Below are 12,144 nucleotides of genomic sequence, written 5' to 3'. Positions count from 1 at the left end.
TTTGCCCTGCTCACTGTCCCGCTTTCCATTCCCCTGCGGGCACTCCCTCTTTGCACGCCTTGGCCGCCGCATCCGCCGCCATGGGGAGCGGGCCCTCGTTGTAGTAGACCTTCGTTCCCTCCGGAGTCGCACAGGATCCGACGCGCTTGTCGGCCGGACACGCCTCCATCTTGAATTCGCCGGTGCACATGTTCTTGAGGAAGTCCTCGCCTGCCGCCGAGATGTTCGCATCGCCGTACTGCCGGCAGATGCTTTCGGCCTTGATGACGTTGCAGGAGGCGACCTTCGCGCTCGCGGGCGCTGCTTTCTTTTCGGCCTTCGGCTCGGCCTTGCCTTCCGGCTTGGCCTCTCCGGGCTTGGCGCCCTCCGCCGCGGGCTTGTTCTCGCAACCCGCACCAAACAGACCAAAAAGCACAATGGCGACAAGGGCAAGGGACGATCGCGTGCTGACCATGAGATATGCCTCTCTTTTCCTGCGTTCGGGGCGGCGAATACTCCCGATGCCAGGCGTGGTCAAGGGGAATGATTGCATGGCGGTTTTTCTCGGCCAGATCGAGGACGAAGCGACGAACCCATCGATGTTGTGGACCCCGGCAGCGGCTGCGGCTTCTTCCTTCCGCGCTCAACCTGCTGGGTCGTCGCTTCCGTCGGATCTCCAGTACCGCTCGGGATGCTCCAGGATCCCTCGCGTAATCTGGTAATGCTTCGTATCCTGCAAGGCGATCTCGGGCAATGCGGGGTCGTCGAAGTCGAGGATGACGGCCCCCGGAAAGGTGAGCAGGATGGGCGCGTGTGTGGCGATGATGAACTGCGCCCGGCCGCGCTCCACGCGATCCCGCAAGAGATAAAGGAGCGTGAGCTGCCGCTGGGGAGACAACGCCGCTTCTGGCTCGTCGATGAGGAAGAGCCCGTCGTGGATGCGATGCTGGAAGACGTCGAGGAACGCCTCGCCATGTGATCGAAGGTGGAGCGACTTGCCGCCGTAACGCATGTAGGGATCTCCCAGGAAATCCGGATCGCGCTGGCGCTCTTCGAGGAGCGTCGCGAAGTTCACGAGCGTCTCGGCGCGGAAGAAAAAACCGTCTCGGGGCCGATGACGAAAGCGCGGACGCAGCACACGGGCGAGCTCGGAGCCTTGCTCGTGCGAGGAGTACAAAGTATCGGCGCTCCCTCCGCCGGCCACGTGGAGGCCACAGAGGTCCGCGATGGCTTCGAGCAGCGTCGACTTCCCGGAGCCATTCTCGCCCACGAAAAAGGTCACCGGCTGATCGAGCCCCACGTCGAGGCCCCGAACGAAGGGGAGGTTGAACGGGAAGCGGGCCTCGCCGGGGATACGCTCGGCGACGGCGTACACGCCCTGAAGGTACATCTTGCCCGCGAATGGTGCCTTTGCGGTTCTCTTCGACGTCATGGTCGTTGCCCGATCACGCGATGCACAGCCCCCGTCCGCCTTCTACGGCTTCCTCGTCGCCTCGACGACCTGCCCCCCGCCGTCCACGGTCATCCCGGTCGCCTTGCCGCCTGCCTCGCGCTTGAACGTCACGCGCCAGCCGAGCGTCCCCATCACGAACTCGGTCTCCGACTGCGGGGCGTGAGCATCTGCTCGGCCGTCGCCTGCGAGAGCAGCACCTTGGACCGCCCGGCGTGCGCGTCGGCGATCGCGATCGCCAACCGGGCGAGATCACTCGGCGTCGTCCAGAGCCCGGCCGGGGCCATCTCCGGATACACGTTCCACCCGCCAGGGATCGTCTTGCCCTCGCCGACGTGGGCGTGGGCCGCCTCGCCCGCGCGCGCGGCGCTGGCGAGCCGGCGGAGGGTGACCTTCTCCTTCGTGGTGTGCTCGTTCTCAGGCACCTTCCACGTCTTGAGGTAGCGGTTGACGTCGGTGTCGAGCTCCAGCGTCCCGCGCTCGACGAGGCGGAGCATCGCCGTGGCGGTGACGGGCTTGCTGACGGACCCGACCTGGAAGAGCGTGTCGGGCGTGACCGCGTCCTTCGGGTCGGCCGAGCCGGCCGTCTTCACGCCGAAGCCGCGGGCCCACGCGATGCGCCCGCCCTCGATGACGGCGATGCTGACGCCGGGCACGTGGTGGTGGGCCATGCGCTCTTCGATCGTCCAGCGGACGGGCGGCCGGCCGGTGATCTCGACGAACGGGCGCAGGCCGCGGAGCACGTTGGCGACGTGCGGCTCCTGGGCGGCGCTCGTCGGGCCGGCGGCGGAGCTCGGGGTCAACGTGGTTGCGGGTGGGGGGAGAGCGGACTGCGCACATGCGCTCAGGGAGAGCGCGAGGGTGAGTTGAGCGAGTCGACGCACAGGGGTACCTCTTGCTCAGGTGAGAGAGGAACGAGCTTTCGGGTGGTCCAGCTCGTGGAACGCCGCCATTCCGCGAAGTTCCTCCGTTCGGAGCGCCAAGGGTGAGACGGCCTGCGTGGACCGTGCAAGGCCGCGCAAGGTGTTCGTCACGTGCGGACGCTGGACGTCACGAACGGAGCCTCCCCCCGTGAGGCCTGACCTGATCATGTGCTCATCGGGAAGTCTGCCGCCCGAGCTCTTGGGCAAGCCCGATGAGAATTCCTTCGGGGCCCCGGATGTAGCAGAGCCGATACGTGTCTTCGTACTGGACCACTTCGCCGACGAGCTTCGCGCCGCGTTTGCCCAGCCGGGCGAGCGTATCGTCGATGTTCTCCACGGTGAACATGACGCGTAAGTAACCCAGAGCGTTCACCGGGGCGCTGCGGTGATCGGCGACCACAGGCGGCGCCAGGAATCGGGATATCTCGAGCCGGCTGTGACCGTCCGGCGTACGCATCATGGCAATCTCGACGCGCATGTCGCGCAATCCAGTGACGCCATCTGCCCAGTCTCCTTCGATTGGGGCGCGCCCCTCGAGGTCGAGGCCAAGTTCGGTGAAGAACGCAATGGCGGCGTCGAGGTCTTCTACCACGATGCCAATGTTGTCCATACGCTTGACCGTCATGATGTCTCCTTGGCGTCTACCTGTGCCATTTGCCCGCCACCACCTACCCCTCGGCCGGCGCTGATTCGCCCGCTTCGGCCTAACCACGCCCCCTCTAGCGTGATTCGCAGCAGCCGTCTAACCCGCTGTTTCGGGAATTCGGCAGCCGGCTGTGTAACCCGGTCTTTCTGACAAAACGGGCGCCCCCGGAGCGTGGGCACGGGGCGGCCGGGCGCGAAACGGACTCCCGCTCGGCCGCCCTCCGCGGCCCGCTTACTCGCCCGCGACCACCGCCTCCTCCGGCGCCTTCCCCCGCGCAGCCTCCTTCGCCGGCACACTTCGCCGATTCTTCGGCCGCCGGCTCTTCCACGCCGCCAGCGGCGCCAGCAGCCTCTCCGCGAGCGCCGCCGTGGCGGGGTCGTTCTCCCGCACGTGCGCCGCGACGCGCAGCACGTAGCTCCGCAGCGCATCGAGCGCCTCGCCTTGGGCCTTGCCCAAGCTGTGCGGATCGGACGCGGGCCGCGGCTTCGTGATCCCGAGCGCCTCCCCATACGCCGTGTGCGCGAAGATGAGCTCGTCCAGAAACGGCTTGCCTCCGAGATTCGCGATCACGACGTCGAACCCTTTTTCCATGAGGATTCGGATCCGTGTCTCGGCCTCCTGCCACTCGTCGGCGGCGCGCAGCCGCAGGAAGCCGAGGCCCTGGCCGAAGAGCGCGTCGTGCACCCTCGCGGCGTCCGCGGCCGCGGGGTACCGCTCGACGGGCAATCGCTTGAAAGAGAGGAGCCAGTCCGAAAGCGCGCCGAACGCATTGTCCTCGACACGATCGGCGACGGCGACGACCGGAGACGCTTCGCCCTCCGCGAAGACGCGCTTGCCGAGCTCCACCTGGAGGGTCTCGTGCGTGACGGCGAGTGTATTGCGATCGGCAGCGATGGCGATGGGAAGCCCCGGCTCACGGGAGGCCGTCTCGAGGAGCTCGGCGAGGAGGCGAGCGGTGGAGACGGCCGTCATGCGGGGCAAAACGACGAGCTGGGTCGGAGAGAACGAACGCGACATGTGGATTCCTCCTCCCAGGCAAAACCTGGGGGACATGGATGTTGTAGCGGAGGGTGGGACGGACGCCGCGTTCGCGTAATCACGACAAAAACGTGCATGGCGGCTGGAGGGTGCTGGGCGTTGCGGTGGGGGGCGTTCGTGCCGCCCATGCGCACCCTCGTCCGAGCGAGCGTTGAGTGAGAAACCATCCAGAGGCATCATGGAGCCGAACGCTGCACGAGACGGGGTCATGATCGTATAGAAGTCGCAACAATGACGACCGCCGGCCATAGAGCTTCCCACAAATGCGTTTCTTCAAACCGATCCATCGTGCGATGCGTGGCATTCCTGTTGGCATTCGTGTCGAGCGGGGCGCGGGCCTCGGCGCAGCCTGTCGTGCGCCCCGCATCGACGCAGGCCTCCCCGGCGCAGGCGCAGTCCGACGCGCGGATGCTGTCCGCAAGCCCCGACGCCCCTGTCGTGTCGCTGGGCTGGCGGAACACACTGCGCGGCGCAGTGGGGGCGCGCATGCCCATCGTGGGTGCGCTCGCGGGCACGGGGTTCTTGTTGCAACTGCCAGCGCTCATCGAGCTGCACAACACGTCGCCGACGCAGGCCGTCCCGTGGGAGTACTGGCGCGGCCGGCTTGCCATCGAAGCGATCTACCGTCGCGAGGTAGCGCTGGGCGCACGGAAGGCAGCGTTCGCAGGCGCGTTCGCGGTGGAGCACGAGAGCGACCACTCGTCCAAAGGGCACCCGGGCTTCGTGAACCTGAATAGCCTCTCGCTGCGCGGCGACTCCACCGTCGCGCTCGGGATCCACGCGCTGACGGTGGCGCTGGTCACTCGGTTGCACGTGCTCACGTGCACCACGAACGCCGTGACGTGCGGCAACTACGGCGGAAAGGGCGGCTCGGTCACGTTCGAGACCGCGATGGACGTGGTATTCGACGGCACGTTCGTCAAAGGGTATCCCTACCGCTTCTTCGTCGCCCTGCACGGCGCGTGGCTGGTGAGCAACGAGCTCGCGGCGACCGAGCGGCGCCTCGTGCTCGATACGGGCGTCGCGCTGCGGCCGGCCACGCAGGGGCTCTATCAGCTCTATTTCACCGCGCTGGCCGGCAACGAAGTGGGGTATTACCGCATGGCTCCCGCGGTCCTGCAGGCGGGCTTCGGCGTGCGCTGGGGGTTCTGACAGCGTCTCTGAAGCGTCACGGAGACAGGACCGGCAGGACGATCGCCGAAGGCGCCTCGTGCGAGCGCGCGATCGTCTGGGGGGCGGCCACGTAATCGGACGCCTTCGCCGCAAGCAGGCGCCGGGGAGGAGAAAATCCCGGTTTGTTTGCCCTACCCTCCGGTCACGAGGCACACGGCTTCCACGATGATCCTCCCCATCACCCACGAAAACATGGAGGCGCGGAGGTGGCCCGTCGTCACCCTCGTCATCATCGCGATCTGCTTCGTGATCCATTCTGTCGTGGCCGCCACGGAGCGCTCGCAGACGCGGGACCTCAACGCGCTCGTCTCGCAAGCCCTCGCCTACCACGCAGCGCACCCGTATTTGAAAACGCGCCCGCCGCTCGACGAAATCGTCGGCTACAGGCAGCTCCCGCTGCTCGCCGAGAAACCGCGCCCCGAGAAGGCCCCGGACGACGAGGAAGCGTTGGCGCGGCAGCAGCAGCACTTCGATGAGCTCGGCCTCTCCGTGCAGAAAACGATCGACGCATTCCCCACGCGCCGCTTCGGCTACGTGCCCGCGCGCGGGGACGTGCTCGGGCTCGTGACACACCCGTTCCTCCACGGCGGCTGGCTGCACCTCTTGTTCAACCTCTGGTTCCTCTGGCTCTGCGGCTGCAACATGGAGGACCGATGGGGCCGCGCCGTCTACGGCCCGTTTTACGTCGCAGCGGGCGTCGTCGCCGCGCTCGTGCACAAACTCTTGGGAGGCTCGCCGAACGTCCCCCTCATCGGCGCTTCGGGCGCCATCGCCGGCGCCTTGGGCGCGTTCCTCGTCGCGTTCGCCACGACGCGCATCCGCTTCGTCACTTTCCTCCGCCTGCGCCCCATCTTCTTCACGGCGCCTGCGTACGTCATGCTCCCGCTCTGGCTCGCCTTGCAGATCACCTATTTGATGCTCGCGCCGCGCAACGGCGTCGCTTACGCGGCGCACGTAGGAGGCTTCGTGTTCGGCGTCGTCGTCGCAGGGGTCCTGCGCTTCAGCGGCGTCGAGAAGAAGCTCGACGACGCCGTCGAACAGAGCGTGACGACAATGCAAGATCCACGCATCGTCGAGGCCTCGGACCTCATCACGCAAGGCCGCGCCGCCGAGGCGCTCGTGCTCCTCGACGAGCTCCACGCAGAGATGCCTTCGAGTATCGACGTGCAACTCGAGATCCTGCGGGCCACGAAAATGCTCGGCCAGAGAGCACGCGAGATGGCGGCCTACGCTCGGCTCATGCAGCTCTACGTCCGCGCGGGCGAGGCCGATGGGGCGCTCGCGCTCTTCCGCGAGGTGCGCGCCGAAAAGCGGCTCCTCGAGCTGCCAGCCGCGACGCTCATGCAGATGGGACAGGCGCTCGATGGCGCCGGTTTTCCGCGCGACGCGACGGACGCGTACGAGGCGGTGCACCGGAACAACGCAGAGACCCTCTTGGCCGTGAAGGCGCTCATCGCGCACGCCAAAATCGCCGCGCGTCTCGGGGCGATCGAGGAGGCGCGCGCGCTCTTCACCGCGGCGCGCGAGTCGCCTTTCTCGACGAAGGAGCTCGACGACGCGGCCCTCGTCGAGCTCGAGGCGCTCGATAACCGAATCTAGGTCAAACAATGTCCAAACGGCCGGCTTTTCATGTGCCGCGTGCGCCATGGACAGTGCTATCCTATCGATGTCTCGCGCGCGATCCCCGTTCTGGATGGCGCATGACCGCGCTGGTTGTCATGCGCGTCGGCGCCGCGGGATGATGTCATGAGGTGACCCATGTCCCAAAACGCTGATTTCAGCCAAAAGTTCGAGATCCACGAACTCGTCGCCAGGTTCGCCGATCTCGTGAACCGCAAGGCGATGAATGAAATGCACCACCTCCTCACGCCGAACGCGGTGCTCGACATCCCCGGCCATCACGTCGCCGGCCGTAACAACATCGTCACGTTCCTGGCCGACATCCTGAACAAGTGGAGCACCATCATTCAGGCGGTCCACTCCGGCACCGTCGAGTTCGTTCCGAACACGCACCCCCAGCGGGCCACGGGGCGCTGGTACCTGAGCGAGTTCGGCGTGCTGGAGGGCGTCGACACCAACGTGGGCGGCGTCTACAGCGATGAATACGTGCGGACGGCGAGCGGATTCCGGTTCACCCGGCGTCGGTTCGATCTCCTTTACATGCGCTCCGGGACGAGCGTCACGGCCCAGCCGTTCCCCTCCGACCTGCCCTGAAGAGCCTGCCGAGCCGCCGGCATCGAGCCATTGCGCCGCGTAATCGACCGGGCTTTGCCTGCGCGAGAGGGGGACGCGAGGCGTCCCCCTCGGGACAAAAGAGCTAGAACATCGAGCGGTTGTCAAACCGACCGATGTTCTAGCGGGGAAGATCAGTCGACCGGTTCAGCGACGCACCACGAGCTCCATGTCACACCGATCGAGCCCGGGCTGATAGAAATCTTCGATTCGTTGCAGGAGCCTGAACCCGCGCCGCGCATAAAAATCCATGGTCAGGTGGCTCGTATCGATGCGCACGAGCTCGATCTCGGGCATGTCCGCGAGCCAGGCGAGCCGGCCCTCGGTGAGCGCCTTCCCATACCCCTGCCCGTGCAACGACGAATGAACGAGGCCCCACGTCAACGCCGCCACGCGCGGGTCTTCTCTCGTGGGCGCGAGCCCCCCGCACCCTACGACGGCGCCGTCGTCGTCGCAGATCACGGCATAACGGCCCGGCAAGTCGTCGAGGAAGCACCCGAATCGCTCACGCTCCTCGACCGAGAAGAACCACGGGATGTTGCTGTCAAACGCGGCGAGGCACGCCGCCCGATCCTCCGGTCGATAGTCACGCAGCTTCATCACTTCCTCTCGTGCGGGCCTTGACCGCTGACCTTCGCTTACAGGTCGAGACGGTCGCACGGGAGCCGCGTGCGAGTCAATGTCGCCGCCGAGCCGAAAGTTCGATGCCGTGCCCTGGCACCCCGTAGGCCCAGGTTTGTCCCTTCCCCCACGGGGTTTGCCCGCGCATCGTCAACGACACGGTATCCGCGCTGTAGACCTTGCCCCGCCACGCTCGGATGGCGTACCCTCGCGCCATGGTTCGTCTCGCACGTGCAGCGTTCGTGCTCGCAGCCAGCGCAGGCCTTGCCGCGCTCGCCGTCCCGTCCTGCGTCGTCTCCAGCATAACGGTTGGTGCCGACTGTCCCATCGACGACGACGGCAACCTCCTCATCCCGAGGGAGTGTTGCATTTGCCCCTCCCCCGAAGCGTGCCCGCAGGGGTTTCCGAAGGATGTGACCATCCCCGACTACTGCCGGCCCGATTGTCCAGAGGGCATCCCCTATGAGTGCTGCCCGTGCCCGACTCCCGTGTGGTGTTCCCGCGGCGTCCCTCCGGATGAGTGGGATTTCCCGGACTACTGCGACCAGTTCGATGGCGGAACGGACGCAGGCAGCGACGGCTCGATGTCCTCGCTCTGCACGGGCGGATCGTGCGTGTCCCCGGGCCCCGCGAGCTGGAAAGGGCCGATGAGCTTCTGGCAGGGATGGGGCATCGAGGCACCCTTGTGCCCGGAGGACGCGCCGATCCTCGCGTTCGAGGGGTGGACCGCGCCGCCCCCGCCCTCGTGTGGCACGTGCGAGTGCGATGCGCCCGAGGGGACGTGCAAGCTCCCAGAGACGTGGGTCGTGGACTCGCAGGCATGCCCGGGTGGCGGTGTCAAGACAAACTTCGATCCGCCGACAAACTGGGATGGGACCTGCAACGGCGACAAGTCGATCCTCGGTGACAAACTCTGCGGCGGTGTTCCGTGCGTCCGCTCGATCACGATCTCGCCCCCGGTGATCGAGGAACTGCCGTGCCAAGCGCACCACATCGGGGATCCGGAGCCCAAGGTTCCAAAGGCCCGGAATGGCGGACCGGAGATCACGCTTGGGCGAGTCTGCACGAGCGAAAGCGCCCTGCCGAACTGCATCGAGGCCGAGGGGAAGGTCTGTGTCCCGAAGCCGCCCAGCTTCTCCTCTTGTTTGTACCGCGAGGGGGACCACGTGTGCCCGGAGGGCTGGGGCAAGAAGACGCTCCTCTACGGGTACGTGGACGACAAACGTACCTGCGCGGAGTGCGAGTGTGGCGAGCCGAGCGGCGGCACTTGCAGCGTGAAGTTTCGACTCTTCAGCGATACGGCGTGCACGGTCGTCGAGGAGGACTCCAACATCTCCACCGGCATGATCCCTCCCTGCAAGGACCTCATGTCGGGCACGCAGCTCTCCAGCAAATCGGCCGCAATCCTGGAGTACACAAAAGGCGCGTGCACGCCGAGCGGGGGGAACGCGGAAGGGGATCTCGTTCTGCTCGAGCCCGTCACGGTTTGCTGCTCCGCGCCCGTGACTTAGAACGCGTACACGAGCGACCCACCGCCCGTCATAAAGGGGCGCAGCGTCTCCCATAGCGAAGGAGCGATCGTGTCGAGACCTGTAGCGAACAGCGGGATCGCAACCTCGACCTCCAGGCGCACCGCGAACCGTTGCGCGAACGGGAACTCGACCCCGCTGCGCGCCCCGATACCGAACATGCCTCGCATGCCGTGACCGGCATACCTCCTGTTCAAGGCTGTCGCTCCGACGGTCCCGCCCATGACGAATAAGCACCCGACGAACGGCGCGCGCTTCAGGCAGCCCGCGCCCGTCATCGTGAACGCGTGCACTTCGACCTCGGTTGGGCCCGCAGGACGCGTATTCCAAAGCGGCATCCACCGCGCATCGAGCTCGACCGAAAGCTGCGGGAGCTGCACGCCCCCCGCGACCCGGAGCCCGGGTGCCCAATCTGGCATGAGACCGGAAGAGACGATCCCTCCGAGCGCCACGAAACCTCGCTTCTTCGGAGCTGGGGCTGCGGTGGGTGGGGACGGTGGGCACGCCGGGCATTGCGGGCACGGTGCCGGTTTGGGAGAGGGCGGCGGAGGGGGTGGCGGTGGTGTTGGCGCCTGCTCCTCCTTCTTCGGCGCCGTAGCTCGTATCCGTGTCCCCGCATCAAATGCCGTCCAATAAAGCACCTTGAAACAGTCGGTCCGGGGTGAGTAGTCGCGGTGATCGGTGGATACGGCGACGCCGTTCTCGTCCGTGATCGTCGTATCGACCGACTTGCCGCCATCGGGGAGTCGCCGGATCCGCACGACGAGCGCGCGCGTCGCCGTCGGATCGATCGTGCTCACGGGCACCCAGTTCGTCAGAAGGGCCTTGAACTCGAACGCATCCGCGCAACCGGGGAGCGTCCGATCCGTCGTGAGCTCGACGCGATGGCGCGGCAGCTCGTCCGCCGCGAGGGCCGAGGACGACCAGGCCACGCCCAGGGCCGCCGCGCCAAACGCACTCCAGGAGCGCCAGAAATCAGTGCGCGACCTCACTCCGTGGCCCCCTCGACGAAAAATGTGGAGGGGTCGGTCGATTGTTCCCGTGATGGAGGGCGACTTCTGCCCTTTGTATCCATGGGACTCGTGAACGCGAGCAGAGGCGGCCCCCGATGCCGAGCCTCGACCGAGAGGTCTGGGGCATGACACACGTCCTCGACGACTGCTCGAACGAACTCGGTATCTCCAGGGAGGCCACGCGCCGGTATCTGGATGCTATGGCCGCGGTGGTTCGCTCGGTCGGGGTCGATTCGGCGCATGAGATGGATATCGTCCATCATGCATTCTTGCTCGCCTGTCGCAAGCCCAAAGCAGAGCGACCCGATCCATACGACGAAGAAGCGTTCGGCGCATGGCTGAACGCGGTCGCGAAATACGCGGCCCTGACGAACCGCAAGGACGCGACCCGCTCGCGGGAAGTCGCGACGCCTACGGAGGAGATCGTGCGCGCAATCGATGCCCGTGGCGCGCACGTCGAGAACTACGAGGCGAAGGTCGACGCGTCCAGGATATTCGAGCGTCTGAGCCATGACGATGGCTCCCTGCTCCACGAGTATTTTTACGAGGGGACGACGATCAAAGAACTCGCCGCGGAGCGCGGTGTGGCGTGGGCGACGATGCGGGAGCGGATGGATAACGTCACCCATCGGGCGCGCATGGTGGTGAACGAGCCTGCGGCGCGGTCGAAACGTCGCCGCCGGCGCCGGATCGGTGCCATTCCGCTGGCCCTGTTTGGCCTGGTCGCCCGCGAGGCGCGCGCGCAGGTGGGCTCGTTCTGGACACGGTGGGTCGGGTCTCTTCGCCGCACCCCTGCCCGTTTCATCGGAAGCCTTGGCACGGCAGCCGCAATCTTCACGGGCACGCCGCACCTCGGGTCGTGCGCAGGCGAAGAGCGTGCGTTCGCTGCTCGCGCGGATTGCATGGAAGGCCGAATCTCGGACGATCTCGCGCGGCATGCTGGCCTCGTAAAGTCGAGACCCAAGCCCCCCATCCCGGCAGAGGCCTCGAAGGTCACAAGTCCACGACCTCCGCCGGGGGGTCGCTACGAGGACCGCTCGCCGGCGCCCTGGATCCTCGCGAACGCGCTTCGGGACGCCGAGGCGACGAAGTAGCGCTTTTCAGTTTCGCGAAACACGACTCGTCGGCCTTGGGCGGCTTCGGTGTTGCCGCTCCTTGCAGCTCACGATGGAGGGACGGCCATGCCACGTCGACAAACGAACCATCCACTTCTCAGGGCACTTGGTGCGCACATTCGGAACGTGCGCCTCGATCGGCGGATGTCGCTGACCGACCTCGCTGACGCGAGCGGAGTCACGAAAGGCGCCTTGTCCAGTATCGAGAATGGGCGCGTCAACATGACGATCACGACCTGCGTGAAGATTGCCGTGGGCCTCGGCTTGCGGGTCGAGGACATGATCCCTGGCGGACTGGAGGTATCACCTCGCCCACCCCCGTCCTGACGCCCCGTGTCCCTCGTGCCCAGGCTCCCCGCCGGAAGGAGCCTCAACATGTGTACGGAACAACAAGCGGCAGCCATTCGTGCGGAGGTCTCGCGTAT

General features: G+C 66.4%; 13 protein-coding genes. 6 read left to right on the top strand and 7 right to left on the bottom strand.

All coding sequences use genetic code 11. The annotated features are described in order from the left end of the window. Positions 1-10: 10 nt before the first annotated feature. The 5 genes from E8A74_RS43615 to E8A74_RS43595 form a co-directional block, all read right to left on the bottom strand. Positions 11-454, bottom strand: coding sequence for a hypothetical protein (locus E8A74_RS43615; protein WP_136935073.1), 444 nt, complete (start codon positions 452-454; stop codon positions 11-13). A 168-nt stretch (positions 455-622) separates the two neighbouring features. Further along, entirely contained in the window at positions 623-1,411 is a 789-nt protein-coding gene (locus E8A74_RS43610) for an AAA family ATPase (RefSeq protein ID WP_211365597.1), read from the bottom strand. A 152-nt stretch (positions 1,412-1,563) separates the two neighbouring features. Further along, positions 1,564-2,232 carry a serine hydrolase domain-containing protein gene (locus E8A74_RS43605; RefSeq protein ID WP_211365596.1) on the bottom strand — a complete coding sequence of 223 codons (669 nt, stop codon included), beginning with the start codon at positions 2,230-2,232 and terminating at the stop codon, positions 1,564-1,566. Between the two features lie 292 nt (positions 2,233-2,524). Further along, positions 2,525-2,977 (bottom strand): VOC family protein, encoded by a 453-nt coding sequence (locus tag E8A74_RS43600; RefSeq protein ID WP_136935072.1) that lies wholly within the window; start codon positions 2,975-2,977, stop codon positions 2,525-2,527. Between the two features lie 252 nt (positions 2,978-3,229). Continuing rightward, positions 3,230-4,015, bottom strand: a complete 786-nt coding sequence (locus E8A74_RS43595; protein WP_136935071.1) for a hypothetical protein — start codon at positions 4,013-4,015, stop codon at positions 3,230-3,232. A 318-nt stretch (positions 4,016-4,333) separates the two neighbouring features. On the opposite strand from E8A74_RS43595, the gene E8A74_RS43590 reads away from it, so the two are divergent. The 3 genes from E8A74_RS43590 to E8A74_RS43580 all read left to right on the top strand — a co-directional run bounded on the left by E8A74_RS43590 (position 4,334) and on the right by E8A74_RS43580 (position 7,423). Continuing rightward, positions 4,334-5,188, top strand: coding sequence for a hypothetical protein (locus E8A74_RS43590; RefSeq protein WP_136935070.1), 855 nt, complete (start codon positions 4,334-4,336; stop codon positions 5,186-5,188). A gap of 186 nt (positions 5,189-5,374) precedes the next feature. Then, positions 5,375-6,808 carry a rhomboid family intramembrane serine protease gene (locus E8A74_RS43585; protein ID WP_136935069.1) on the top strand — a complete coding sequence of 478 codons (1,434 nt, stop codon included), beginning with the start codon at positions 5,375-5,377 and terminating at the stop codon, positions 6,806-6,808. Positions 6,809-6,967: 159 nt separating this feature from the next. Further along, complete coding sequence (locus tag E8A74_RS43580) at positions 6,968-7,423, top strand: nuclear transport factor 2 family protein (protein ID WP_136935068.1); 456 nt, start codon at positions 6,968-6,970, stop codon at positions 7,421-7,423. Between the two features lie 165 nt (positions 7,424-7,588). Here the strand turns inward: E8A74_RS43580 and E8A74_RS43575 are convergent, their stop codons facing one another. Continuing rightward, positions 7,589-8,041: a GNAT family N-acetyltransferase gene (locus tag E8A74_RS43575; RefSeq protein ID WP_211365595.1), complete on the bottom strand. Its 453-nt coding sequence runs from the start codon at positions 8,039-8,041 to the stop codon at positions 7,589-7,591. A 236-nt stretch (positions 8,042-8,277) separates the two neighbouring features. Between E8A74_RS43575 and E8A74_RS43570 the strand changes: the two genes are divergently transcribed. Further along, on the top strand, positions 8,278-9,573 hold the full coding sequence (locus E8A74_RS43570) for a hypothetical protein (protein ID WP_136935066.1): 1,296 nt from the start codon (positions 8,278-8,280) through the stop codon (positions 9,571-9,573). Here the strand turns inward: E8A74_RS43570 and E8A74_RS43565 are convergent. Then, a complete protein-coding gene (locus tag E8A74_RS43565; RefSeq protein WP_136935065.1) occupies positions 9,570-10,583 on the bottom strand; it encodes a hypothetical protein in 1,014 nt (337 codons plus the stop codon). The two genes, E8A74_RS43570 and E8A74_RS43565, sit on opposite strands and share 4 nt — an antisense overlap. 116 nt (positions 10,584-10,699) lie before the next feature. Here E8A74_RS43565 and E8A74_RS43560 point away from each other — a divergent pair, with 116 nt between their 5' ends. After that, positions 10,700-11,698, top strand: a complete 999-nt coding sequence (locus E8A74_RS43560; RefSeq protein WP_136935064.1) for a sigma-70 family RNA polymerase sigma factor — start codon at positions 10,700-10,702, stop codon at positions 11,696-11,698. A gap of 87 nt (positions 11,699-11,785) precedes the next feature. Then, entirely contained in the window at positions 11,786-12,046 is a 261-nt protein-coding gene (locus E8A74_RS56195; protein ID WP_136935063.1) for a helix-turn-helix transcriptional regulator, read from the top strand. Positions 12,047-12,144: the final 98 nt, after the last annotated feature.

The sequence above is a fragment of the Polyangium fumosum genome (assembly GCF_005144585.1).
GTDB lineage: Bacteria > Myxococcota_A > Polyangia > Polyangiales > Polyangiaceae > Polyangium > Polyangium fumosum.
This window is presented reverse-complemented; position numbering and strand designations above follow the sequence as displayed.

What these genes read in the sequence shown, in the direction of transcription:
- E8A74_RS43615 (WP_136935073.1), bottom strand. Translation starts at nt 454, where the DNA reads ATGGTCAGCACGCGATCGTCCCTTGCCCTTGTCGCCATTGTGCTTTTT.
- E8A74_RS43610 (WP_211365597.1), bottom strand. Translation starts at nt 1,411, where the DNA reads ATGACGTCGAAGAGAACCGCAAAGGCACCATTCGCGGGCAAGATGTAC.
- E8A74_RS43600 (WP_136935072.1), bottom strand. Translation starts at nt 2,977, where the DNA reads ATGACGGTCAAGCGTATGGACAACATTGGCATCGTGGTAGAAGACCTC.
- E8A74_RS43595 (WP_136935071.1), bottom strand. Translation starts at nt 4,015, where the DNA reads ATGTCGCGTTCGTTCTCTCCGACCCAGCTCGTCGTTTTGCCCCGCATG.
- E8A74_RS43585 (WP_136935069.1), top strand. Translation starts at nt 5,375, where the DNA reads ATGATCCTCCCCATCACCCACGAAAACATGGAGGCGCGGAGGTGGCCC.
- E8A74_RS43580 (WP_136935068.1), top strand. Translation starts at nt 6,968, where the DNA reads ATGTCCCAAAACGCTGATTTCAGCCAAAAGTTCGAGATCCACGAACTC.
- E8A74_RS43575 (WP_211365595.1), bottom strand. Translation starts at nt 8,041, where the DNA reads ATGAAGCTGCGTGACTATCGACCGGAGGATCGGGCGGCGTGCCTCGCC.
- E8A74_RS43570 (WP_136935066.1), top strand. Translation starts at nt 8,278, where the DNA reads ATGGTTCGTCTCGCACGTGCAGCGTTCGTGCTCGCAGCCAGCGCAGGC.
- E8A74_RS43560 (WP_136935064.1), top strand. Translation starts at nt 10,700, where the DNA reads ATGCCGAGCCTCGACCGAGAGGTCTGGGGCATGACACACGTCCTCGAC.
- E8A74_RS56195 (WP_136935063.1), top strand. Translation starts at nt 11,786, where the DNA reads ATGCCACGTCGACAAACGAACCATCCACTTCTCAGGGCACTTGGTGCG.